This is a genomic window from Pseudomonas sp. NY15435 (assembly GCF_048068295.1).
GTDB lineage: Bacteria > Pseudomonadota > Gammaproteobacteria > Pseudomonadales > Pseudomonadaceae > Pseudomonas.
The window spans coordinates 92002-115502 of sequence record NZ_JBLUQA010000002.1; the positions used below are offsets into that span (position 1 = coordinate 92002).

The window sequence follows — 23501 nt, forward strand, 5'->3', positions numbered from 1 at the left end:
CGTTGCGCCGTTCGCGAGCAAGCTCGCTCCTACAAAAAGGCCGAACTCAGCCCTTGCGCCGCGCCTTGAAGAAGGCCGAGAGCATCGCGCTGCACTCCTCCCCCAGGACCCCGCCCTCCACCAGCACCCGATGGTTGAGGAAGTCCTGTTCGAAGAAGTTGCCCCGGCTGACCACCACCCCCGACTTGGGCTCGGTGGCGCCGAACACCACGCGCTGGATGCGCGAGTGCACCAGCAGGCCGGCGCACATGCTGCACGGCTCGAGGGTGACGTAGAGGGTGCTGCCGGGCAGACGGTAGTTCTGCGCGGCGGCAGCGGCCTCGCGGATGGCGACCATTTCTGCGTGGGCACTGGGGTCGTGGGAGGTGATCGGCCGGTTGAAGCCTCGGCCGACGATCTTCCCGTCCAGCACCAGCACGGCGCCCACCGGCACTTCGCCCAGCGCCGCGCCCTGCTCAGCCAGCGCCATGGCTTCGCGCATGAAGGGGATGTCCTGGCTGCGGTCGATGACCGGCGCCAGCCCCTTCACCGTCGGGTGCCCCTTGCTGTTGGTCAGCCGCACCATGCCTCGCCCACCGCGATGGTTCCCATCAGCCCGGTCTCCATGTGATCGATCACGTGGCAGTGGAACATCCACAGGCCGGGGTTATCCGCCACCAGCGCCACGCGCGCCGTCTCATTCTTGCCCAGCAGGTAGGTGTCGGTGAAGTACGGAATGATGTCCCGGCGATCCGAATCCAGCACCTTGAAGGTCATGCCGTGCAGGTGGATCGGGTGCTGGTACTGGGTCATGTTGCGCAGCACGAAGATGTAGCTGTTGCCTTCCTTGAGCTTCGCCAGCGGCGGCGAGTTGTGCTTGTGCTCTTCACCGCCCTGCCAGGCCACGCCATTGATCTGCCACAGCGAAGGCGCCGACTGGCCCTTGGAATAGTCGGACATGGCGCCGACCCACTCGAACTTGAAGTTGATGGTCTCGGCGCTCTTCAGGTCCGGCTCGGCTACCGGGTTGCGCGGCAGGGGCGCCGGCCACTTGGCCGTCGGCGCCTTGGGGTTGGCCACGCCACGAATGGTCGCCAGGCGCACCGGGCCGTTGCGCAGCGAAAGCTCGGTGCCTTGCGCCGGGCCACGGATGCCCAGTTCCAGGCGCATGCCCGGGCCGATCCAGTACTGATCGCTCGGGCCCTTGCCGAAGTCGCGCGGCTCCACCGGGTGGCCGTCGATGGCGTAGATCTTCGCCTCGGCGTCCGGCAGGTTGAGGCGGTAAGTCACGGTGTTGTCGACGTTGAGAATGCGCACCCGGACGATCTCGCCGGCCGGCAGTTCGATCACCGGCGTGCGTTCGCCGTTGATGGTCGACAGGCGCCCGCGAGTACCTTCGCGTGCAGCCTCGCGCGGTACGCTGAAGGGCGTGAAGTTGCCCTCCTCGTCTACATGCCAGGTCTTCAGGTTGAGGATCTTCTCGCTGGTGAACTCGCTCGGCTCGCGCTCGTCGATGATCAGCGGCCCGACCAGGCCACGGCCCAGCTGCTCGCTGCTCATCAGGTGCGGGTGATACCAGTAGCTGCCGGCGTCCGGCGTCTTGAACTGGTAGACGAAACTCTCGCCCGGCTGCACCGGCGGCTGCGAGATATAAGGCACGCCATCCATCTCGATGGGCAGGCGGATGCCGTGCCAATGGATGGTGGTCGGCTCGTCCAGCTTGTTGGTGAAGCGCACCCGCAGCCAGTCGCCCTGGCGCGCGCGGATTTCCACGCCGGGAGCCTGGCCGCCATAGCCCAGGCCGGGGGTCTTGTGGCCAGGCACCAGCTCCAGGTCCAGCGGCGCGGCGATCAGTTCGTAATCATGCTCGGCGGCGACCTGCGGACGTGCCAGCCAGATGCGCGCGCCACCGGCGCCCAGGCCGACGACGGCCAGGCCAGCAAGGCCACCGAGTATTTGTCTACGGGTAAACGACATGGGTCCAGACTCCTCAAACAAGGGACTTGCGACCCCATCGGCTTTCACGGAGATTGGCGCGTTCGCGCCCGGCGCCAGGCTCTTGCGGCCGGCTGCACTGTCCTGCTTTTTTGATACGAAAGCAGAAGCAACTGTGCATGAAGGCGCTAACGCCTCTCATGCGCCAGGTCAAGGACAGGCATCCGCGTCCTCGCCTGTCGAAGAAAGCGGCGAGATTGCCGCTTTCCTCGTTAAGGAAACGTTAAACGTCTCCGATCATTCCCACTCGATGGTTGCCGGCGGCTTGCTCGACACGTCGTAGGTGACGCGGGAGATGCCTTCGATCTCGTTGATGATACGGTTCGAGACCTTCTCCAGCAGCTCGTACGGCAGGTGCGCCCAGCGAGCGGTCATGAAGTCGATGGTTTCCACGGCGCGCAGGGCCACGACCCAGGCGTAGCGACGGCCATCGCCGACCACGCCGACGGATTTCACCGGCTGGAACACTACGAAGGCCTGGCTGGTCTTGTGGTACCAGTCGAAGTTGCGCAGCTCTTCGATGAAGATGTGGTCCGCGCGACGCAGCAGGTCGGCGTATTCCTTCTTCACTTCGCCGAGGATGCGCACGCCCAGACCCGGGCCCGGGAACGGGTGGCGGTAGACCATGTCGTAGGGCAGGCCCAGCTCCAGGCCGATCTTGCGGACTTCGTCCTTGAACAGCTCGCGCAGCGGTTCGACCAGTTCGAACTGCATGTCTTCGGGCAGGCCGCCGACGTTGTGGTGCGACTTGATCACGTGGGCCTTGCCGGTCTTGGCGCCGGCCGACTCGATCACGTCCGGGTAGATGGTGCCCTGGGCGAGGAACTTCACGTCCTTCAGCTTGGTGGCTTCCTCATCGAAGACTTCGATGAAGCTGCCGCCGATGATCTTGCGCTTCTGCTCCGGGTCGCTGACGCCGGCCAGGCGGCTGAGGAACTTCTCTTCGGCGTTGGCACGGATCACCTTGACGCCCATGTTCTCGGCGAACATGGCCATCACCTGGTCACCCTCGTGCAGGCGCAGCAGGCCGTTGTCGACGAAGACGCAGGTCAGCTGGTCGCCGATGGCCTTGTGCAGCAGGGCTGCGACCACCGAGGAGTCGACGCCGCCGGACAGGCCCAGCAGCACTTTGGAGTTGCCGACCTGGGCACGCACGGTGGCGATGGCGTCGTTGACGATGTTGGACGGGGTCCACAGGGCTTCGCAGCCGCAGATGTCCAGCACGAAGCGGGAGAGGATGCGACCGCCCTGCTTGGTGTGGGTCACTTCCGGGTGGAACTGCACGCCGTAGTAGCCGCGAGCGTCGTCAGCCATGGCGGCGATCGGGCAGCTCGGGGTGCTGGCGAGGATGTGGAAGCCGGCCGGGATCTCGGTGACCTTGTCGCCGTGGCTCATCCAGACGTCGAGACCGAACACGCCGTCTTCGCTGACGCAATCTTCGATGCCGTCCAGCAGGCGTGCCTTGCCGACCACGTCGACGCGGGCGTAGCCGAATTCGCGCAGGTCAGAGCCCAGCACCTTGCCGCCCATCTGCTCGGCCATGGTCTGCATGCCATAGCAGATGCCGAACAGCGGCACCTTCAGATCGAACACCGCCTGCGGCGCGCGCGGGCTGTTGGCTTCGTGCACCGACTCCGGGCCACCGGCCAGGATGATGCCGCGCGGGGCGAAGGCACGAACTTCGTCGTCGCTCATGTCGAACGGATGGATTTCGCAGTACACACCGATCTCGCGGACGCGGCGGGCGATCAGCTGGGTGTACTGGGAGCCGAAGTCGAGGATCAGGATCCGGTGAGCGTGAATGTCTTGGGCCATGGCCATCTCTCGTAGCGAAATTCTTAAACGACACGGGGCTGTATCAAGCAGCCCCGTGTCCTGCAACTTTTAAAAATGGCATTGCCGCGTCGCGAGCGCAGGACAGGCAAGGCGGGAAAACAGGAGAAAGCGGAGTTTGCTGAAGCAAATGAGCATTTCGACTGTTTTTCCAACGCAGCATGTTCAAGCGCAGCAGCGTCAAAGTCATTTTTTAACCTACGCGGTAATTCGGCGCTTCCTTGGTGATCTGTACATCGTGGACGTGGGACTCGGCCATGCCGGCGCCAGTGATGCGCACGAACTGCGGCTTGGTGCGCATGTCCTGGATATCGGCGCTGCCGGTGTAGCCCATGGCGGCGCGCAGGCCACCCATCAGCTGGTGGACGATGGCGGTCAGCTGGCCCTTATAGGGCACGCGGCCTTCGATGCCTTCGGGCACCAGCTTCTCGGCGCCGGCGGAGGCGTCCTGGAAGTAGCGGTCGGAGGAACCGGTGGAACCGGCCATGGCGCCCAGGGAGCCCATGCCACGGTAGGACTTGTAGGAGCGGCCCTGGAACAGCTCGATCTCGCCCGGCGCTTCTTCGGTACCGGCGAACATCGAACCCATCATCACGCAGTAAGCGCCAGCCACCATGGCCTTGGCCAGGTCGCCGGAGAAGCGGATGCCACCGTCGGCGATCAGCGGTACACCGGTGCCTTCCAGGGCAGCGGCGACGTTGGCAATGGCGGAAATCTGCGGCACGCCAACGCCAGCAACGATACGGGTGGTGCAGATGGAACCCGGGCCGATGCCGACTTTCACAGCGTCGGCGCCGGCGTCTGCCAGGGCTTTCGCGGCTTCGCCGGTGGCGATGTTGCCGCCGATGACCTGTACCTGCGGGAAGGTTTCCTTCACCCAGCGCACGCGGTCGATCACGCCTTTGGAGTGGCCGTGGGCGGTATCGACGACTACCACGTCAACGCCAGCGGCAACCAGCGCGGAAACGCGCTCGCCAGTGTCTGCACCGGTACCGACGGCTGCGCCGACGCGCAGGCGACCCAGGTCATCCTTGGACGCCAGCGGGTAGGTCTTGGCCTTCTCGATGTCGCGGAAGGTCACAAGGCCAGTGAGGTAGAAGTTCTCGTCGACGATCAGCATCTTCTCGATGCGGTTCTCGTAGAGCGCGGCCTTGATCTCTTCCAGCGGGGTGTTTTCGCGAGCGGTGACCAGCTTGTCCTTCGGGGTCATGATCGCGGCGACGCTGTCGCCGATGTTCGGCTTCACGCGCAGGTCGCGACCAGTGACGATACCGACCAGCTCACCCTCTTCCACCACCGGGAAGCCGGAGAAGCCGTACTCGCGGGCAATCTGCAGCAGCTCGATGATCTTGGTCGACGGGGTCACGGTGACCGGGTCGCGAACAATCGCGGTCTCGTGCTTCTTGACCTTGCGGACCTCGGCGGCCTGCTGCTCGATGCTCATGTTCTTGTGGATGATGCCGATGCCGCCTTCCTGCGCCATGGCGATGGCCAGGCGGGCTTCGGTCACGGTATCCATCGCGGCGGACACCAGCGGGATGTTCAGCTCGATGCCTCGGGTCAGGCGAGTTTTCAGGCTCACGTCCTTGGGTAGGACTTCCGAATAACCCGGAATCAGGAGGACGTCGTCGAAAGTGAGGGCTTCTTGGCTGATGCGCAGCATGGCGGGGGCTCCCGATCGGGAAAAATGGAAGCGCGGCATTATATCCCAGCTGGGGGCTGCGGCTCAACGTGACCAGACGATCTGAATAAAGCCTTTCTCCATCTTGCGCGCTGGCCCCTGTCCACGGGCGCGCTTATCATCCTTCGCCATGCAGAAAGATCCCTTCCAACGGCTGGGCCTCGACCGTGAGGTTCTGACCGTCAGCCAGCTCAACCAGCGCGCCCGCCACCTGCTGGAGGACGTGTTCCCGCAGGTCTGGGTGGAGGGCGAAATCTCCAACCTCGCCCGCCCCGCGTCCGGCCACATGTATTTCACCCTCAAGGACAGCAACGCCCAGGTGCGTTGCGCGCTGTTCCGGCAGAACGCCCTGCGCGTGCGCCAGGCCCTGCGTGATGGCCTGGCCGTGCGGGTACGAGGCAAGGTCTCGCTGTTCGAGGGGCGTGGCGACTATCAACTGATCGCCGATACCGTCGAACCGGCCGGTGACGGCGCACTGCGCCTGGCCTTCGAGGCATTGAAGGAAAAGCTCGCCGCCGAGGGCCTGTTCGCCGCCGAGCGCAAGCAGGAGTTGCCCGCCCATCCACGGCGCATCGGCATCATCAGCTCGCCCACCGGCGCGGTGATCCGCGACATCATCAGCGTGTTCCGCCGCCGCGCACCGCAGGTCGAGCTGACCCTGATTCCCACCGCCGTGCAGGGCCGCGAGGCCATCGGGCAGATCGTCCGCGCGCTGAAGCTGGCCGACGCCCAGGGCTTCGACGCACTGATCCTGGCCCGTGGCGGCGGCTCGCTGGAGGACCTCTGGTGCTTCAACGAGGAACCGGTGGCCCGTGCCATTGCCGCCTGCGTGACCCCCATCGTCAGCGCCGTGGGCCATGAGACCGACGTCTCCATCAGCGATTTCGTCGCCGACGTGCGCGCGCCCACTCCCTCGGCCGCCGCCGAATTGCTGGCGCCGCACAGCGGCGACCTGCAACAACGCCTGGACAGCCTGCGTCGCCGGCTGATCCTGCGCATCCAGGACCGCCTGACCCGCGAACGTCTGCGCCTGGAAGGCACCGCCCGACGCCTGCGTCACCCCGGCGAGCGCCTGCGCCAGCAGTCCCAACGCCTGGACGATCTGGACATGCGCCTGCGCCGCGCCTTCGAGCGCCAACTGCACATCCGTCAGGAGCGCGTCGCGCGGCTGGATACGCGCCTCGCCGCGCAACATCCCGGCCGTAACCTGGCCTTGCTTCGGCAGCGCCTGGAGAACCTCAGCGCCCGTCTACCCCGCGCCACCAACGCGATCCTGCGCGAACAGCGCCAGCGCCTGGACGGCCTGATGCAGACGTTGCACATCGTCAGCCCGCTGGCGACCCTCGGCCGTGGCTACAGCATCCTGCTGGACGACAAGGGCCAGGCCATCCGCAGCGCCACGCAGACGAAGAACGGTCAGCGCCTCAAGGCCAAGCTGGGCGACGGTGAGCTTGAGGTACGCGTTGAAGACAATCACCAGGCGCCCGTCACCCTGTCGCTGCTGGATTGAGAACCGATGACCGACCTGCTCGCACCGATCCTGCCGCAACCCGATCCGGACTGGGCCGAGGCCTTCCGCGTGCCCATCGTCGAGTGCGAGCAACCGTTGCAGGCCATGGGCATTGCTACGGGTTTCGCGGTATGGCCGGCCTATCACCGTCTCGGCGTGCCCAACGCCCAGCCGGAATGTTATGCCCGCACGGAAGTCTTCGAGCGCCTGCTGCAGGCCGCCAGCCTGCTGCCCGACGGCCTGCGCCTGGTCATCCTCGACGCCTGGCGACCCTTTGCAGTGCAGCAGCACCTGTACGACACGCTCTACGACATCCTCCGTCAGCATGATCCGGACGCCGATCCGGCCGAGCTGACCCGGCGCACCCGCGAGTTTGTGGCGCCGCCCAGCACCCGCACCGAATCGCCCAGCCCACACCTGACCGGCGGCGCCATCGACCTGACCCTGTGCGACGGCGAAGGCCGCTGGCTGGACATGGGCAGCCTGTTCGACGAGGCCACACCACGTTCCTATACCCGCCATTACGAAGAGATCGACGCGCCGGACGAACTACAGCTGCGCATCCGCGGCAACCGCCGAATTCTGTTCAATGCCATGAAAGCGGCAGGTTTCAGCAACCTGTCCAGCGAGTGGTGGCACTACGACTACGGCGACCAGCTGTGGGCCGCGCACCTGGGCAAGCCCCACGCCATCTATGGTCCCGCGCAGGTGCTGTCGCTGGAGCAGCTGTGGCGCCAGCAGCTCGAGGGCCTGCATAACCTGTAGGAGCGAGCTTGCTCGCGAACGGTTTCGCTGCGGGGTGGGTTCGCGAGCAAGGGCTGGGCGCCCCCCTCGGTCCTACAAAAAAGCGCCGTGCCACAACGTTCCGCTTTCGACGAAATCGCCCCGCTCGCCGAATAGCCCCGTGTAGACTGCCCGCTTCATCCGCCGAAACGTCCACGGATTGCGCCATGTTCCGACTCTCCTGCCTGCTCATCGCCTCCCTCGTCACCCTGTCCGCCCACGCTGAAGGCTTCATCAGCCGCACCCTGAACAAGCCGGTTCCCGGCGGCGTCGCCGTGGTGCAACTGGGCCAGGATGCCGCCGTGCCCACCGCTACCTACCAGGGCAAACCGGTGCTGGTGGTGCGCGAGGAAGGCCGCGACTGGATCGCCATCGTCGGTATCCCGCTGACCGCCAGGACCGGCAGTCAGCAGATCGTCGTGAAGCAGGCCGGCGCCAGCCGCAACCTCGGTTTCAGCGTGGGCAGCAAGCACTATAAAGAGCAGCGCATCACCCTGAAGAACACCCGCCAGGTGAACCCGCTGCCCGAAGACCTCAAGCGCATCAACCGCGAACTGGCCGAGCAGACCGCCGCCTACCGCAGCTTCAGCCCCGGCACGCCGAGCAACCTGGTGTTGGACAAACCGGTCAGCGGCCCGCTCTCCAGCCCCTTCGGCCTGCGCCGCTTCTTCAACGGCGAGGAGCGCAACCCGCACTCCGGGCTGGACTTCGCCGTGCCCGCCGGCACGCCGATCAAATCCCCGGCCGCCGGCAAGGTGATCCTGATCGGCAACTACTTCTTCAACGGCAACACCGTGTTCGTCGACCACGGCCAGGGCTTCATCAGCATGTTCTGTCACATGTCGAAGATCGACGTGAAGCTCGGTGACCAGGTCGCGCGTGGCGGGGTGGTCGGCCGCGTTGGCGCTACCGGCCGCGCCACCGGGCCGCACATGCACTGGAACGTCAGCCTGAACGATGCCCGCGTCGATCCGGCGATCTTCATCGGCGCCTTCAAACCCTGATGCGCCTTCGTTTCGAGGGGCGCAGTGCAATCTTCGCGCTGCTCTGGTTCGCCGTGCTCGTCTGGCTGGCCACGGCCGGGGCGAATCTCGGCTGGCTGCGCGGCTTCGGCGGCGACGTGCTGGCGGTCATCTGGCTGTATTGCCTGCTGCGCGCCGTGCTGGATGCACCAGCGCATTGGCTGGCCGCTGCGGCGCTGGGCTGCGGGCTGCTGATCGAGTTCGGCCAGTACCTCGCCGCGACCCTCCACTGGCAGATCGGCAACCGCGCACTGCGCATCGTGTTGGGCGCCACGCCGGACTGGCTGGATGTGCTGGCCTACTGCATCGGCTGCGTGCTGATCCTCGCCGCGCGGCAAGCGCGCGTAGCGCTCAGGCCAGCGGGTAGCTGAAGAACAGCGCCATTTCGCCGGGCAGCACCTGTGCCGGGTCGTAGAGGTCGGTGGACAACCCGCTGAGGGCGAAGCCACGGGAGCGATAGAAGCCCACCGCCGGCAGATTGAGGTTCTGGGTTTCCAGCCACAGATGGCGCGCCTCGGTGCCGCGCGCCCATTCCAGGCAGCCTTCCAGCAGTTGCCGGCCGACACCCTGGCCGCGCACGCTGGCGAGGACGAACAGGTCGTCCAGCACCGCGCGGCGATTCCAGATTTCGTAGCGGGCGATGGCGAAGCCCAGGCGTTCGCCTTCCTCGTCGACAACCACGGCAGTCCAGTCGGCCGCCGTGACGTCGTCCTTCAGGTCGGCGAAGGGGTAGCGCTTGGTCTGCGTCTCGGCCAGTCGTTCCTCGCGCAGGATGAAACCATCGGCGGCGCTCTCGATGCGCAGGATCGAGTCACTCGAGTAGCTGCCGTCGAAACCCAGCAGCCACTCGCCGTCTTGCGCCCACACCAGCGGGCGCAGGAGCCGGTCGCTCATCAGTTCATCTTCATGCCGTGCATGTCGTGGCCCATGTCAGTGCCCTTCGGTGCGTCCTTCTGCACCGCGACCTCCACCTTCACGTCGCCGGCCTTCTGGAAGTGCAGGGTCAGCGGGAAGCGCTCGCCATCGGTGAGCGGCTTCTTCAGGCCGAACAGCATCAGGTGATACTGGCCAGGCGCGAAGACAATCTTGCCGCCGGCGGGGATGTCCACGCCTTCGACCTTCTGCATTTTCATCATGCCGTCCTTCTCCACGTGCTGGTGAACCTCGGCGCTGGCGGCGCGGTCGGTGTCGGCGCCGAGCAGGCGGTCTGCCGACTGGCCATGGTTCTGCACGATGAAGTAGGCGGCGCCGTTCACCGAGTTGGCCGGCAGCAGCAGCGACCACGGGTGGTCGATATGCAGGTTGCCGGCCTCGTATTCGTGGGCCATGGCGCCGCCGGAGAAGCCCAGCAGGACAGCGAAAGCGAGCAGGGTTTTACGCATGTTCGAGACTCCAGTTGGCTTGTGATCGAGTCCGCCGGAGCGGCGGAAGAGCTTGGCGCCGCGGGCGCAACGATCGCGCCGCAGCATAGCCTGCCTCACGGCAGGCGTCAGGTTGGAACAGCGCCGGCATCAGCCCAGCGCCGGACTGCGCGGTTTGATGCGCGACAGTACGGCCCAGTCCAGCGCCCACACCAGCAGCAGCGACGCGCCCACCAGCGGGAAGGCAACGCCAAGGATGATCATGATCACCACGCCGCCCTTCCACACCGGCAGCGCGTGAGGCATCGGCGGTACACCGAGGCGGCCCTGCGGGCGGCGTTTCCACCAGATCCACAGGCCGCTGACGGCGCTGAGCAGGATCATCAGGCAGACGCCCAGCATGAGCAGCTGGTTGAACAGGCCGAACATCTTGCCTTCGTGCAGCATCACCCCGGATTCAACGCCCTTGGCCACCAGGCCGTAGTCCTTCCAGCGCACGTCGGCGAGCACTTTGCCGGTGTACTGGTCGATGTGCAGGGTGGCGTCGTTGCGCGAGTCGTCAGCAAACACCGAGACGGTGAACACGCCTTGCTCGCCCTTGGGCAGCGCGATGGCGTAGCCCGGCGTCACACCAGCCTGGTCGGCGGTGTCGACCACCTGCTGCAGGCTGATCTGCGGCATCGCCATGCCGCCGGAACCATGGGCCATGTGCTCGGCATGGGCGCCGCCGGACATCGGCATCGGGGTGTTTTCCATCGCCCAGGGAATGGTCTGGCGGTGCGCCTCGTTGAGCGTGCGCGCCTCCAGGTCCGACTTGGGCACCTCATTCCACATGGCAGCCGGGAAGCGGTTCCACACGTCGGCGAAGGACTTTCCCCAGAAGCCGGTCCAGGTCATGCCGGTGAGCAGCATGAAAAGCATCAGCAGCGAGCCCCAGAAGCCGACCACCATGTGCACCTCACGCCAAAGCGCACGGCCGCGGCGCGACAGGTCCGGCCACAGCAGCACCCGCAGCGAGCGCTTGCGCGGCCACCACAGGTACAGGCCGGAGACGACGAGCACGATGCCCCAGCCCGCAGCCAGCTCGATCAGCCGGTCGCCGATGGTGCCGATCATCAGCTCGCCGTGCAGCGCACGGGCCACGGCCTGCAGGTTGGACTTGGCGTCCTGCACACCCAGCAGCTTGCCGCTGTACGGATCGATGAAGGCGTTCACCTCGCGCCCGTCGAGCCGGGCAACGAACTGCGCGCTGCGGTCGGCAGCCGGCGCCGGCAGGTACTGGCTGACCTGCAACTGCGGGTTCTGGTGATGCAGGTGCATCAGTTGCTCATCGGCGGACAGCCGTACCTCGCCTGGCTTCACCGTCAGCAGGTCGCTGTACATCAGCGGGTCGAGCTGAGGTTTGAACAGGTAGATGATCCCGGTGAGCGACAGCAGGATCATGAACGGCGCGACGAACAGCCCGGCATAGAAGTGCCAGCGCCAGGCCAGGTTGTAGAAATCGAATGTCTTGTGCTGCATTCGTTGGTCTCCTCACGCAAGGAGGCCCCCAACCGGCGGGGGCCGGTCGGGCTTAAAAGCTGAAGTCCACTTTGGTCCAGAACGTACGTCCCGGCTCATGGATCGATTCGGGGTCGTTGGCCGGGTAGCCGAAGCCGGCGTTGCCCGCCAGGTTCAGATGCTCGGCGTAGTCCTTGTCGAACAGGTTGTCGACGCCGGTGCTGACCTTGAGGTTCTTGCTCAGCTTGTACGCGCCGTTGAGCGAGAACACGGCGAAGCCAGGGCTTTCGTCGAAGTCGTAACCGACCACGTTGCCCTGGTTCTCAGCGATCCGGCCCTGGTGCGCAACCACGCGCCAGAGTCCGCCGGCGCTCCAGTCACCGTCCTCGTAGCTCAGGCCGAAACGCGCCTCCAGCGGCGGCATCTGCGGCAGCGCGGTGTCGTCGGTGGTGTTCTTGCCCCAGGCGTAGGCCAGGGTGCCGTCGGCGGTCCAGTTGCCGGTCAGTGCGTAGGCCGCGCCCAGCTCACCGCCCATGATGCGGGCATCGACGTTCCGAGCCTGGGAGGTACGGCCCATCATGCCGCCGGGCATGTAATCGAACAGGATGTAGTCGCGGATCACGCCGACGTAGCCCGACGCCCAGGCCTTGAGCTTCTCGTCCTCGTACTGCGCACCGAAGTCCAACTGGGTGGTCTTCTCCGGCTTGATGCTGTCGAAGGCGTTGACCGAGCCGCTCGGGCCCTTGTCCGGGGAGAACAGCTCCCAGTAGTCGGGGAAGCGCTGCACGTGTCCGAGGCCGACGTAGAGGGTGGTCGGTGTGTCGGCCAGGTCGTGCTCGTAGCGCGCAAAGCCACTGGGCAGCGTGTCGGCGCGGGTGTCATCGGCGGTGGGGTTGGGCATCGCCATCATGCCCGAGCCGGTGCTTTGCCGGTGATCCTTGACCGAAGCGCGGTCCAGGCGCGCGCCGGTGATCACCCGATCACGCTCGGCGGCGTACCAGGTCAGCTCGCCGAAGGCGCCGTAGTTGTGGAACACGGCGTCCTTGTCCCACGGCTGCTCGTCATAGGTATTGATCCCCATGCCGGAGCGTTCGCGGTGTTCGTTGGTCTGCGCATCGACCCCGGTGATGAGCTTGAAGTCGTCCCAGCGCCAGGTGGCGGCCAGGCGTCCGCCGAGGGTGCGTCGATCAACGTTGGAGGCCATGGGGCCGGCCATCATGCCGGTACCCGAGGGCGTGCGCAGGCTGTAGTTGTCCATCACGTGGTCGGCGTAGTTGTAGTAGACCTGCGCCTCCAGCTTGTCGAGCACCTCGCCGATGTTGGACTTCTCGAAGCGCAGGCCGAGGCTTTCGCGCTTGAACTGCGAGCCGTCCATGCCGCGCCCGGCATAACGCGCTTCGCCGTCCCCCTTGCCGGCGGTGAGTTCGACGAGGGTGTCGGCGTCCGGCGTCCAGCCCACGGCCACGTCGCCGTTCCACTTGTTCCAGCGCGAGGGCACGGTATTGCCGCTGCCGTCTTCGTAGTCATCGGACTGCGACTTATTGCCGGTGACCCGCACATACCCCAGCGGCCCGCCAGCAGCGGCATCCAGCACGCGGTCGAAGCGGCCGTTGGAGCCGGCGACGATGCTGCCATTGACGCGGGTTCCCAGCTCGCCGAAGCGCTCGGGTTCACGGTCGAAGCGGATGGTCCCGGCCGATGCACCGGGGCCCCAGATCACGGTCTCCGGGCCCTTGACCACAGTGAGCTTGTCGAAGGTTTCCGGCGATATATAAGAGGTGGGCGCGTCCATCCGCGCCGGGCAGGCGCCGAGCATGGTAGTGCCGTTGGTGAGGATGTTCAGGCGCGAGCCGAACATGCCGCGCAGTACGGGATCGCCATTGGTGCCGCCGTTGCGGATGGCGGAGAAACCGGGAATGGTCTTTAGGTAGTCAGCACCATCGCTGGCGGGGATCGGCTGGCGCGGCTGCTTGGGGTCGGTGACGATGGTCAGCGGCGAACTCTGCGCCACGGCGGTGATGACGCTGGGCGACAGTTCGGTAACCGACGCATTGGTGGCGTGCGCCGAGTGATCTTCTTCCTCGGCCAGCACAGGGACGGCAGTGAAACCGCCAAGGGCGGTCAGCGCGCACAGGGCGCGCAGGCCGACGGCAGTGTGCCGACGGCGCAGGGGCATGCGGGTCATTCCATGAATTCCATGATCGGTGATGACGCCCGCTCCACGCGTACTCGCACGGCGCGCAAGCGAATGCAGGCATCCGCGCCGGGGTCGGGGAGTCGGGATTGCGGGTCAGCCGATCAGGAACGGAGGAGCGCGGGAGCGGGCGCCGGGGAAGACCGGCGAAGCGGGAATGCGGGAGGCAGTGAACAGTGCAACCGGTGCGCCGACGGCGGGGACACCGTGGTCGAGCACTACCGGCGGCGGCGTCAACGGCGGGCTGTGGATCAGCAGGCTGCAGTAGCCGCACTTCTCCATGAAGGCGTCGGCGGTGAGCGGCTGCTCGCCATGGGAATCCGGTGCGGCGTGATGGCCCGCGGCGCGTTGGCCGTCGGAGCAGGCCATGTCGTCCATGCCGGCCATGTCGTGGGACATTTCATGGGCCGGCGCCTTGCCATGCTCCATCGGCATGACGTGATCCATGGGCATGGCGTGATCCATCGGCATCGACTGGGAAACCAGCGGGCCGACATAGATCATCAGCATGGCGAACAACGCCAGCCAGGTGCCTACGCCTTGTCGAGTACGACGGATCACGAAATGTCCTTGCGGATGGAAGGTACCCGCCTCAGACGGGTGCGCAATGATCGCATGGAGTTACAAAGCTCCGCTGCGGCAAGTAGACGCAGAATCAGTTAAGCACAGCGTTAAGCACTAGGAAAAATTGCTAAAAACCACTCATCACAACAATTAATCATCATGAAATACCCAGCAGAGACTTTTTCTACCAAATTTCCCCAAATGCTTGCCATAGCTCTCTCAGGCCATTAGCTTGGCACTCATGAAAACCGCACACACCCTCATCCTGCTTCGCCAACACGCCTGCCTGCGTCTGGTCAGCCCGCGACTGCGTAGCTGAGCCCCCCCTCCCCCGGTTTCGCCTCATTTCGTTTTATTTGCGCAGGCCCGCAGGCCGCAGAGAACAAGGATTCCGCTCATGAGCATGTTGAAAGACCCGTCGAAGAAATACCGCGCCTTCACCCAGATCACCCTGCCCGACCGCACCTGGCCGGACAAGATCATCGACAAGGCACCGATCTGGCTGTCCACCGACCTGCGCGACGGTAACCAGTCCCTGATCGAGCCGATGGACGCGGAGAAGAAGATGCGCTTCTTCAAGTGCCTGGTTCAGGTCGGCCTGAAGGAAATCGAAGTGGGCTTCCCGTCCGCCTCGCAGACTGACTTCGACTTCGTTCGCGAGCTGATCGAGGGCGGCCACATTCCCGATGACGTCACCATCCAGGTGCTGACCCAGGCCCGCGACGACCTCATCGAGCGCACCTTCGAGTCCCTCAAGGGCGCGAAGAAGGCCATCGTCCACTACTACAACGCCTGCGCGCCGAGCTTCCGCAAGATTGTCTTCAACCAGGACAAGGCTGGCGTGAAGGCCATCGCCGTGGCCGCTGGCCAGACCATCAAGCGCCTGGCTGAAGCCGCGCCGGAAACCCAGTGGGGCTTCGAGTACTCGCCGGAAGTGTTCAGCTCCACCGAGACCGATTTCGCCGTCGAGGTGTGCAATGCGGTGATCGACGTGTTCCAGCCGACCCCGGCCAACCGCCTGATCCTCAACCTGCCCGCCACTGTCGAGTGCGCCACCCCGAACAACTATGCCGACCAGATCGAGTGGTTCGGCCGCCAGATCAACAAGCGCGACAGTGTGCTGCTCAGTCTGCACACCCACAACGACCGTGGCACCGGCGTGGCCGCTTCGGAACTGGCCCTGATGGCCGGCGCCGACCGCGTCGAAGGCTGCCTGTTCGGCAATGGCGAGCGCACCGGCAACCTGTGCCTGGTGACCATGGCGCTGAACATGTACACCCAGGGCATCGACCCTGAGCTGGACTTCTCCGACATCGACGCCGTGCGCAAGGTGGTGGAAGAGTGCAACCAGATTCCGGTGCACCCGCGTCACCCGTACGTCGGCGACCTGGTCCACACCGCGTTCTCCGGTTCCCACCAGGACGCCATCCGCAAGGGCTTCGCCCAGCAGAAGGAAGACGCCGTGTGGGAAGTCCCGTACCTGCCGATCGACCCGGCGGACATCGGCCGCAGCTACGAGGCGGTGATCCGTGTGAACAGCCAGTCCGGCAAGGGCGGCATCACCTTCCTGCTCGAACAGGAATACGGCATCAGCCTGCCGCGCCGCATGCAGATCGAATTCAGCCAGGTGGTACAGAACGAGACCGACCGTCTTGGCCTGGAAATGACCGCCGAGCAGATCTACACCCTGCTGCAGACCGAGTACCTGCAGGCCGTTTCCCCGTTCGGCCTGAAGAACTACCGCCTGCAGGAAGAAAACGGCGTCTGCGCCATCGACATCGACGTGACCCACAAGGGCGAGCAGCACCGCTGGCACGGCAAGGGCAAGGGCACCCTGGAAGCCCTGGTCGCTTCGCTGCCGGTGGACGTCGAGATCATGGACTACAACGAGCACGCCATCGGCGCCGGCACCAACGCCCGCGCGGCCGCCTACATCGAGCTGCGTGTCGAGGGTGGTCGTTCGCTGCACGGTATCGGCATCGATGAAAACATCACCACCGCGAGCTTCCGTGCGCTGTTCAGTGCGCTGAACCGTGCGGTGACGCTGGGCCACGCGAAAGCCGCGTAAGCCTGGTCTACGCTGGTCAAAAAGGAAGTCCCTTTGCCCCGGACGCTTCGTGCGTCCGGGGCTTTTTCAATGGAGTGAAAAATGACGATCACGCCGCAGGAAAATCCCTTCCAGACGCCGACTGCAGTCCTCCAGGATGGCCCCGCCGTTGCCACCGGCGAGCCGCTCTACCGTCTCGCCGCCGTCGGCATCGCCACCTTCTTCGGCACGCCGGTCGCCGGCGCCTGGGTCATGGCGCAGAACCTCAAACGACTGGGACGCCACCCCCAGGTACGTAATACCTGGATTGCCGGTGTCGGCGCCCTGATCGCCATCTTCCTGTTAGGCCTGCTCCTGCCAGAAAACGTCCCTGCCACGCCGATCAACATTGCCGCAGTCCTGGGCATGTATCACTACGCCAAGCAGCAGTTCGGTGCCGCCGTCGAGCAACATGCGGCTCAGGGCGGCCAATTCGCCTCCAACTGGCGTGCCTTCGGCGTCAGTCTGCTGATCCTCGCCGCCGTCATGGCCGTAATCTTCGGCGGCGCCTTCGTGCTCACCCTGCTCGGCCTCATCTGACCAGTCCCGCCTAAAGATTCCCCCTAGTTCCCTAGGGGGCAGTCTCCGCAATGCTGGTACTCGCCCCGATTACCCCCGCCTGCCCCCTTCCCTAGTCTTGCGTGCACTGCCGTAAAGCGGCAGGCAATCAAAAAACCGTGTCACGCAATCAGACACCTACGGCCGCCCCTGCCTTGCGTACAGAGGCGCCCGGTTACCTACAACAACAACGAGCTCGACGTGCTTGGCCATCTGCCTTCACCCGCTTCAGGAGCCAGTAACCGTGAACCCGCAATCCCACTCGAAATCCGTCTTCACTCCGCGTTATTCCTGGTATGTCGTCGTGCTGTGCATGGTGGCGTACATCTTTTCCTTCGTTGACCGGCAGATCCTTTCGCTGATGATCGAGCCGATCAAGGCCGACCTGCAGATCACCGATACCCAGTTCAGCCTGCTCAGCGGGCTGGCCTTCTCGCTGTTCTACGCTTTCATGGGTCTGCCCATCGCGTATCTCGCCGACCGCTCCTCGCGGGTGAAGATCATCGCCATCGGCGTAGCGTTCTGGAGCATCGCCACCGCCGCGTGCGGGCTGTCGAAGAACTTCCTGCAGATGTTCCTGGCACGCATGAGCGTGGGCGTCGGCGAGGCAGCGCTGACGCCGGCGACCTACTCGATGCTCGCCGATCTGTTCCCCAAGGAAAAACTCGGCCGCGCGCTGGGGCTGTACTCCATGGGCGCGTTTCTCGGCGGCGGCCTGGCCTTCCTCGTTGGCGGCTACGTGATCGAGGCGCTGCGCGACGTGCCGGCCATCGACATGGGCTGGCTGGGCCAGGTGCGCTCCTGGCAGATCGCGTTCTTCATCGTCGGCCTGCCCGGCGTGCTGGTAGCGCTGCTGATCGCACTGACCATCCGCGACCCGGCGCGCAAGGAGGCGAACCCGCAGCACAAGGCGACCATCGGCGACGGCCTGCGCTTCCTGCGCCGCCACCGCAAGACCTTCACCTGTCACTATCTGGGCTTCTCCTTCTTCGCCATGTGCCAGTACGCGCTGATGGGCTGGGCGCCGGCCATGTATATCCGCCAGTACGGCCTGACGCCACTGGAGGTCGGCTACATCCTCGGCGGCATCCTGCTGGTGCTCAACACCGCCGGGGTGTTCTGCGCCGGCTGGCTGGTGGACGTGCTGCAGAAGCGCGGGCGCAGCGATGCCGCGATGATCAGCGGCATGCTCGGCGCGGCCTGTACCATTCCCTTCGTCATAGGCTCGGTCACCGCCGGCAACCTGCAGTTGTCGGTGCTGTTGATGGGCCCGGCGATGTTCTTCTGCGCCTTCTGCATCTCCACCTCGGCAGCCGCCATGCAGGTGCTCACGCCCAATCGCCTGCGCGCGCAGGTGTCGGCGCTGTTCCTGCTGGTCTCCAACCTGATCGGCCTGGGCGTCGGCACCACCCTGGTGGCGCTGCTCACCGATCAGTACTTCAAGGACCCGAAGGCCGTCGGCTCCTCCATCGGCATCATCGTCACCCTCGCCGGGCTGCTCTGTCTGTGGTTGCTGGGCAACGGGCGCAAGCACTTCCGCCGCAGCCTGGGCCTGGAGCAGACGGCCCAGCCTGAAGCCGCACCGCTGGACAGCGCCGCCACCGCGAACTGACCGCGCCCGCCTCGACAAGACGCACATCTGTTCGCCGGCGTGGCGACCCGCACCCCGGCGAACGGCCCCCAGGAGATGACGATGTTCCGTATTCGCTTTGTCGGTGCGCTGCTGTCCAGCGCGCTGATGCCCCTCTGCGCCCAGGCCGACCTGATCGACGACAGCCGCCTGGACACCACCCTGCGCAACTTCTACATGCTGCGCGACTACCGCCAGGACAACGCCCCGCAATCCCAGGCCGGCAGCTGGTCCCAGGCGGTGCTGGCGCGCTTCAGCTCCGGCTTCAGCGAAGGCACCATTGGCGTCGGCGTGGATTTCACCGGTTTCTACGCCCTGAAACTCGACGGCGGCGCCGGCACCAGCAACGACAGCAACCTGCCCTATGACCGCACGACCGGCGAGCCGGTGGATGACTTCAGCCGTGGCGGCGCCACGCTCAAGCTGCGTTATTCAAAGACCACGCTGAAAGTCGGCCTGCTGGAGCCACGCCTGCCGGTGATCTTCCAGGATGACGTGCGCGTGCTGCCGCAGACTTTCCAGGGCGTGATGCTCGAGTCGAAGGAGTCGGATCGCTTCAAGTTCACCGCCGCCCAGCTGTGGAATACCAGCACCCGCGCCTCCAGCGACCGCGAAGCGTTCTACCTGGCCACCCGTCCCGCCAGCCAGGACAGCAACAAGCTGAACCTGGGCGGTGTCGATGCGCAGTGGACGCCTGGCTTGTCCACCAGCTACTACTTCGCCCAGCTCGAGGATATCTACGACCAGCACTACGTCGGCGCCAACTTCAAGCAGCCGCTGGGCGAGAACACCGCTCTGCTCGGCACCCTGAGCTACTTCCACAACGAGGAGTCCGGGCAGGCGCTGTCCGGGCGCATCGACAACCGCGCCTACGGCGCACGGCTCGGTGTGAAGCACGGCAGCCACACGCTTTCGGCCACCTATCAGCGGATGTTGGGCGAAGACATGTTCCCCATGCTGCTGGGCAACACGCCACAACCCTACCTGGTCAACTGGGTCACCAACGGCGGCTTCTTCTGGGCGCAGGAGCGCTCCTACCAGCTGCGTTACGACTACGACTTCGCCAGCCTCGGCCTGCCGGGCCTGACCCTGATGACGCGCTACACCAAGGGCACCGATATCTCGCGACCGGGCAAGAGCGATGGCCATGAGTACGAGCGCGATACCGACGTGGGCTACACCATCCAGAACGGGCCACTGAAGACGCTGTCGTTCCTCCTGCGCACTTCCACGGTCCGCAGCAGCTATGCCAGCGACTACGACGAGGTGCGCTTCATCACCAGCTATCCGCTGGCTTTCTGAACCCGGAAATGAAGAAGGCCCCTCTCGGGGCCTTCGTTCTTATTCGTCGTCGCCACTGGCGGTGACGGCGCCCAGACAGCAGAGGCGATGTTGCTTGTCCGCTGCCTGCAGCAGCCAGGTCTCGTCTTCGGCCTGGTAGCTGGCTTCCATCACCTGGTTGTAGCTGAAGCGCCATTCGCGGCGGTCGCGGCCGTCGAGGGATTCGATCTGCAGCACCACATCCTCGCTGGCGAAGGGTTTGTCCGCATGGGCGGCAGCGTCGGCCTGGTCCAGCAATGCCTCGTTGAGCTCGAACTGCCAGGCATGCAGACCGTCGATCAACAGCATGTCGGCGGTTTCCAGCTGATCCAGCAGGTAGGGAGTCGTGGTCATGTTCGGCACTCGGCAAATGGGCTGGCCGCCATGATAGACCAGCTGGCCTCTGGCTGCCGGTCATTCGCCCCGGCGAAGGGATGGGCGGCGTCTACACTGAGGGTTCCCGCGCAGCCACAGGAGCCAAAACAGATGCGTACACGCGAACTCGGCCAATCGGGCCTGAAGATTCCCGCCCTGGTATTTGGCGGCAACGTGTTTGGCTGGGCCGCCGACGAGGCGACCTCGTTCCGTCTGCTGGATGCGCTGGTGGACGCCGGGCTCAACTGCATCGACACCGCCGACGTCTATTCGCGCTGGGTGCCCGGCCACGAGGGCGGCGAGTCGGAAATCCTGATCGGCAAATGGCTGAAGAAGACCGGCAAGCGCAACCAGGTGCAGATCGCCACCAAGGTCGGCATGGACATGGGCAACGGCCACAAGGGCCTGTCGGCGGTGTACATCGAGCAGGCGCTGGGGCGTTCGCTCAAGCGCCTGCAGACCGACTACATCGACCTCTACCAGTCCCATTGCGATGACCCGCACACCTCGATGGAGGAGACCATGGGCGCCTTCGCCGAAGCGATCGAGATCGGCAAGGTGCGGGTGATCGGCGCCTCGAACCTGGAGGCCAAGCGCCTTCGCGAAGCGCGCGAGGTGTGCGAGCGCCTGAAGCTGCCGAACTACCAGAGCCTGCAGCCCAACTACAACCTGTATGACCGCGCCAACTACGAAACCAACCTTGAGCCCACGGTGCAGCAGCTGGGGCTGGGCGTCATCAGCTTCTATTCGCTGGCGGCGGGCTTCCTCACCGGCAAGTACCGCAGCGAAGCGGACCTGGGCAAGAGCAGCGTGCGCGGCTACAAGGTGAAGAACTTCATGAACGAGCGCGGCTTCGCCATCCTCGATGCACTGGAGGAAGTGGCCGGCGAACTGAACGCTACGCCGACCCAGGTCGCACTCGCCTGGCTGATGGCCCGCCCGAGCGTCACCGCGCCGATAGCCAGCGCATCGAAGCTGGAGCAGTTGCCGGACCTGATCGCGGCGGTCGACCTGAAGCTCAGTGACGAGGCGATCCAGCGGTTGAATACCGCCAGCGCGTATTGAAGGACGGGCCGACCTGTAGGAGCGGACTCCGTCCGCGATTGGCATCCGATTAAAACTGGATGTCGAACCGATCTGCATCCAGGTTCGCCGGGAAGCGTTCCCGGTAAGCCGCCAGCTCCGCCGCGCTCAAGGCTATCTGGAAAACGCCATCGGCATTCCCGGCTGCCAGCAGATTGTCTCCCTGGAAATCCAGCACCTGGCTGTCGCCGGAATAGGCGTGGCCCTTGCCGTCTTCACCGACCCGGTTGACTGCCGCGACGTAGCACAGGTTTTCGATAGCCCGCGCCGGCAACAGCCGATTCCAGTGTTGGCGGCGCGCGGCCGGCCAGTTGGCGGTGTAGAGCAGCAGGTCGGTGTCCTGGGTATCTCGGCTCCACACCGGGAAGCGCAGGTCGTAGCAGACCAGCGGGCGAATCCGCCAGCCCTTCCAATCCAGCAGCACCTGCTGCTCGCCCGGCGTGTAGTGCTTGTGCTCGCCGGCCATGCGGAACAGATGGCGCTTGTCGTAGTGCTGCACTTCGCCATCCGGGCGCGCCCAGAGCAGGCGGTTGCGATGGCTGCCGTCAGCGGCGCGGATGATCACGCTGCCGCAGACTACGGCGTCCAGCTTCGCCGCCTGTTCGCGCAGCCAGACGTAGGTCTCGCCCTCCTCCGCTTCGGCCAGCGCTTCGGAATCCATGGAGAAGCCGGTGGTGAACATCTCCGGCAGGATCACCACGTCTGCGCCACGGGCGCTTTCCAGCAGCGCGTCGAAGCGCTCACGGTTGGCCTTGGCGTCGTGCCAGACCAGGGTGGTCTGCACAAGAGCAAGCTTGAGGTCTGGCAGTTGGCTCAGATCGCGCATAGTCGTTCCGCTGCCTGGCGCAGCGTCTCCTCTTTCTTGGCGAAGCAGAAGCGCACCAGGCGCGTGTCCGCCGGTGCCTGCTGGTAGAACACCGAGACCGGAATGGCAGCCACGCCGTGCTCGCGAGTCAGCCATTCGGACATGGCGACGTCATCGAGGTCCGCGCGGATCGCCGAGTAATCGACCACCTGGAAGTAGGTGCCGGCGGCGCGCTGGAAGGTGAAGCGCGAGCCGTCCAGCAGGTCGCAGAACAGGTCGCGTTTGGCCTGGTAGAAGCCGGGCAGCTCGCGCAGGTGCTCGGGATGCGCGGCCATGAAGTCAGCCAGCGCCCACTGCAGCGGGGTCACGCCGCAGAAGTTCACGTACTGGTGGATCTTGCGCATTTCCGCCGACAGCGCCGGCGGTGCCACCACGTAGCCGGTCTTCCAGCCAGTGACGTGGTAGGTCTTGCCGAAGGAACTGATGACAAAGGCGCGCGGGTACAGCTCGTCATGGGCCAGCACGCTGGCATGCTGCACGCCGTCATAGATCAGGTGCTCGTAGACCTCATCGCTGATCACGTAGATCTCGCGGTCGCGGATCAGCTCGGCCAGGCGATCCAGGTCGGCACGGTCGATCAGTGCGCCGCTGGGGTTGTGCGGACTGTTGAGGAAGATCAGGCGGGTGCGCGGGGTGATGGCATCGGCCAGGCGTTGCCAGTCGATGCGGAAGTCCGCCTGGCTCAGTGCGACGTGCACACAGCGGCCACCGGCCAGTTCCACCGAAGGCTCGTAGCTGTCGTAGCAGGGGTCGAGGACGATGGCTTCATCGCCGGCGCGGATCAGCGCCTGTACGGCACAGAAGATCCCTTCCGTCGCTCCGGGAACGATGGTTACCTCGGTGTCGGCGCTGACGCTACGCCCATACAGGCTGGCGACCTTTAGCGCTACCTGTTCGCGCAGCGCCGGCAGGCCGGTCATCGGGCTGTACTGGTTGTGCCCGGCCATGACGTGGCGGGCGACCGCTTCGAGCAGCGGCGCGGGGCCGGGGAAGTCCGGGAAGCCCTGGGAGAGATTCAGCGCCCCGCTTTCGGCGGCGAGCTGGGACATGCGGGTGAAGATAGTGGTGCCGACATTCGGCAGTTTGCTGGTAAGCATGGCGTGACTACAGGCTGCAGGCGATGAGAGGGAAGTCCCTACTCTATCGCCTGCGGCTTGCGGTC

The 23501-nt window shown here is 65.3% G+C and carries 22 protein-coding genes; 9 read left to right on the forward strand and 13 right to left on the reverse strand.

The features are described from left to right. Window positions 1-46 precede the first annotated feature (46 nt). The 5 genes from tadA to guaB form a co-directional block, all read right to left on the reverse strand. Complete coding sequence (tadA, locus tag ACNFH5_RS04495) at window positions 47-565, reverse strand: tRNA adenosine(34) deaminase TadA (RefSeq protein WP_416744523.1); 519 nt, start codon at window positions 563-565, stop codon at window positions 47-49. After that, on the reverse strand, window positions 553-1956 hold the full coding sequence (locus ACNFH5_RS04500) for a multicopper oxidase family protein (RefSeq protein ID WP_416744524.1): 1404 nt from the start codon (window positions 1954-1956) through the stop codon (window positions 553-555). Before ACNFH5_RS04500 ends, tadA begins: the two co-directional genes overlap by 13 nt. Before the next feature lie 255 nt (window positions 1957-2211). Next, a complete protein-coding gene (gene guaA / locus ACNFH5_RS04505) occupies window positions 2212-3789 on the reverse strand; it encodes a glutamine-hydrolyzing GMP synthase (protein WP_045211294.1) in 1578 nt (525 codons plus the stop codon). 43 nt (window positions 3790-3832) lie between these two features. Beyond that, window positions 3833-3997, reverse strand: a complete 165-nt coding sequence (locus tag ACNFH5_RS04510; protein WP_416744525.1) for a hypothetical protein — start codon at window positions 3995-3997, stop codon at window positions 3833-3835. A 3-nt stretch (window positions 3998-4000) separates the two neighbouring features. Further along, window positions 4001-5470 carry an IMP dehydrogenase gene (gene guaB, locus ACNFH5_RS04515; protein ID WP_024762983.1) on the reverse strand — a complete coding sequence of 490 codons (1470 nt, stop codon included), beginning with the start codon at window positions 5468-5470 and terminating at the stop codon, window positions 4001-4003. 148 nt (window positions 5471-5618) lie between these two features. Here guaB and xseA point away from each other — a divergent pair, with 148 nt between their 5' ends. The 4 genes from xseA to ACNFH5_RS04535 all read left to right on the forward strand — a co-directional run bounded on the left by xseA (window position 5619) and on the right by ACNFH5_RS04535 (window position 9174). After that, on the forward strand, window positions 5619-6998 hold the full coding sequence (gene xseA / locus ACNFH5_RS04520; RefSeq protein WP_416744526.1) for an exodeoxyribonuclease VII large subunit: 1380 nt from the start codon (window positions 5619-5621) through the stop codon (window positions 6996-6998). A 6-nt stretch (window positions 6999-7004) separates the two neighbouring features. Continuing rightward, a complete protein-coding gene (locus ACNFH5_RS04525; RefSeq protein ID WP_416744527.1) occupies window positions 7005-7763 on the forward strand; it encodes a M15 family metallopeptidase in 759 nt (252 codons plus the stop codon). A gap of 185 nt (window positions 7764-7948) precedes the next feature. Then, complete coding sequence (locus ACNFH5_RS04530; RefSeq protein ID WP_416744528.1) at window positions 7949-8785, forward strand: peptidoglycan DD-metalloendopeptidase family protein; 837 nt, start codon at window positions 7949-7951, stop codon at window positions 8783-8785. Further along, a complete protein-coding gene (locus ACNFH5_RS04535; protein WP_416744529.1) occupies window positions 8785-9174 on the forward strand; it encodes a DUF2809 domain-containing protein in 390 nt (129 codons plus the stop codon). Before ACNFH5_RS04530 ends, ACNFH5_RS04535 begins: the two co-directional genes overlap by 1 nt. On the opposite strand, the gene ACNFH5_RS04540 is transcribed toward ACNFH5_RS04535, so the two are convergent. The 5 genes from ACNFH5_RS04540 to ACNFH5_RS04560 all read right to left on the reverse strand — a co-directional run bounded on the left by ACNFH5_RS04540 (window position 9155) and on the right by ACNFH5_RS04560 (window position 14419). Then, window positions 9155-9697, reverse strand: a complete 543-nt coding sequence (locus tag ACNFH5_RS04540; RefSeq protein WP_416744530.1) for a GNAT family N-acetyltransferase — start codon at window positions 9695-9697, stop codon at window positions 9155-9157. The two genes, ACNFH5_RS04535 and ACNFH5_RS04540, sit on opposite strands and share 20 nt — an antisense overlap. Beyond that, window positions 9697-10185, reverse strand: coding sequence for a copper chaperone PCu(A)C (locus ACNFH5_RS04545; RefSeq protein WP_416744531.1), 489 nt, complete (start codon window positions 10183-10185; stop codon window positions 9697-9699). The genes ACNFH5_RS04540 and ACNFH5_RS04545 overlap by 1 nt, the downstream gene beginning before the upstream one ends. A 129-nt stretch (window positions 10186-10314) precedes the next feature. Then, a complete protein-coding gene (locus ACNFH5_RS04550) occupies window positions 10315-11685 on the reverse strand; it encodes a PepSY-associated TM helix domain-containing protein (RefSeq protein WP_416744532.1) in 1371 nt (456 codons plus the stop codon). Between the two features lie 52 nt (window positions 11686-11737). Beyond that, window positions 11738-13849 (reverse strand): TonB-dependent copper receptor, encoded by a 2112-nt coding sequence (locus ACNFH5_RS04555; protein ID WP_416744533.1) that lies wholly within the window; start codon window positions 13847-13849, stop codon window positions 11738-11740. Between the two features lie 105 nt (window positions 13850-13954). Continuing rightward, complete coding sequence (locus tag ACNFH5_RS04560; protein WP_416744534.1) at window positions 13955-14419, reverse strand: DUF2946 domain-containing protein; 465 nt, start codon at window positions 14417-14419, stop codon at window positions 13955-13957. A gap of 400 nt (window positions 14420-14819) precedes the next feature. Here ACNFH5_RS04560 and leuA point away from each other — a divergent pair, with 400 nt between their 5' ends. The 4 genes from leuA (at window position 14820) to ACNFH5_RS04580 (ending at window position 19998) form a co-directional block, all read left to right on the forward strand. Beyond that, complete coding sequence (leuA, locus tag ACNFH5_RS04565) at window positions 14820-16490, forward strand: 2-isopropylmalate synthase (RefSeq protein WP_416744535.1); 1671 nt, start codon at window positions 14820-14822, stop codon at window positions 16488-16490. A gap of 81 nt (window positions 16491-16571) precedes the next feature. Continuing rightward, a complete protein-coding gene (locus ACNFH5_RS04570) occupies window positions 16572-17048 on the forward strand; it encodes a hypothetical protein (protein WP_416744536.1) in 477 nt (158 codons plus the stop codon). Between the two features lie 262 nt (window positions 17049-17310). Then, window positions 17311-18678 carry a spinster family MFS transporter gene (locus ACNFH5_RS04575; protein WP_416744537.1) on the forward strand — a complete coding sequence of 456 codons (1368 nt, stop codon included), beginning with the start codon at window positions 17311-17313 and terminating at the stop codon, window positions 18676-18678. An 81-nt stretch (window positions 18679-18759) separates the two neighbouring features. Beyond that, a complete protein-coding gene (locus ACNFH5_RS04580; protein WP_416744538.1) occupies window positions 18760-19998 on the forward strand; it encodes an OprD family porin in 1239 nt (412 codons plus the stop codon). A 39-nt stretch (window positions 19999-20037) separates the two neighbouring features. On the opposite strand, the gene ACNFH5_RS04585 is transcribed toward ACNFH5_RS04580, so the two are convergent. Further along, a complete protein-coding gene (locus ACNFH5_RS04585; protein WP_416744539.1) occupies window positions 20038-20370 on the reverse strand; it encodes a DUF5629 family protein in 333 nt (110 codons plus the stop codon). Window positions 20371-20502: 132 nt separating this feature from the next. On the opposite strand from ACNFH5_RS04585, the gene ACNFH5_RS04590 reads away from it, so the two are divergent. Continuing rightward, window positions 20503-21456, forward strand: a complete 954-nt coding sequence (locus tag ACNFH5_RS04590) for an aldo/keto reductase (RefSeq protein ID WP_416744540.1) — start codon at window positions 20503-20505, stop codon at window positions 21454-21456. A 49-nt stretch (window positions 21457-21505) separates the two neighbouring features. On the opposite strand, the gene ACNFH5_RS04595 is transcribed toward ACNFH5_RS04590, so the two are convergent. Both ACNFH5_RS04595 and ACNFH5_RS04600 read right to left on the reverse strand, forming a co-directional pair. Next, window positions 21506-22300: an amidohydrolase gene (locus ACNFH5_RS04595; protein ID WP_416744541.1), complete on the reverse strand. Its 795-nt coding sequence runs from the start codon at window positions 22298-22300 to the stop codon at window positions 21506-21508. Continuing rightward, complete coding sequence (locus ACNFH5_RS04600; RefSeq protein ID WP_416744542.1) at window positions 22288-23436, reverse strand: pyridoxal phosphate-dependent aminotransferase; 1149 nt, start codon at window positions 23434-23436, stop codon at window positions 22288-22290. The genes ACNFH5_RS04595 and ACNFH5_RS04600 overlap by 13 nt, the downstream gene beginning before the upstream one ends. Window positions 23437-23501: the final 65 nt, after the last annotated feature.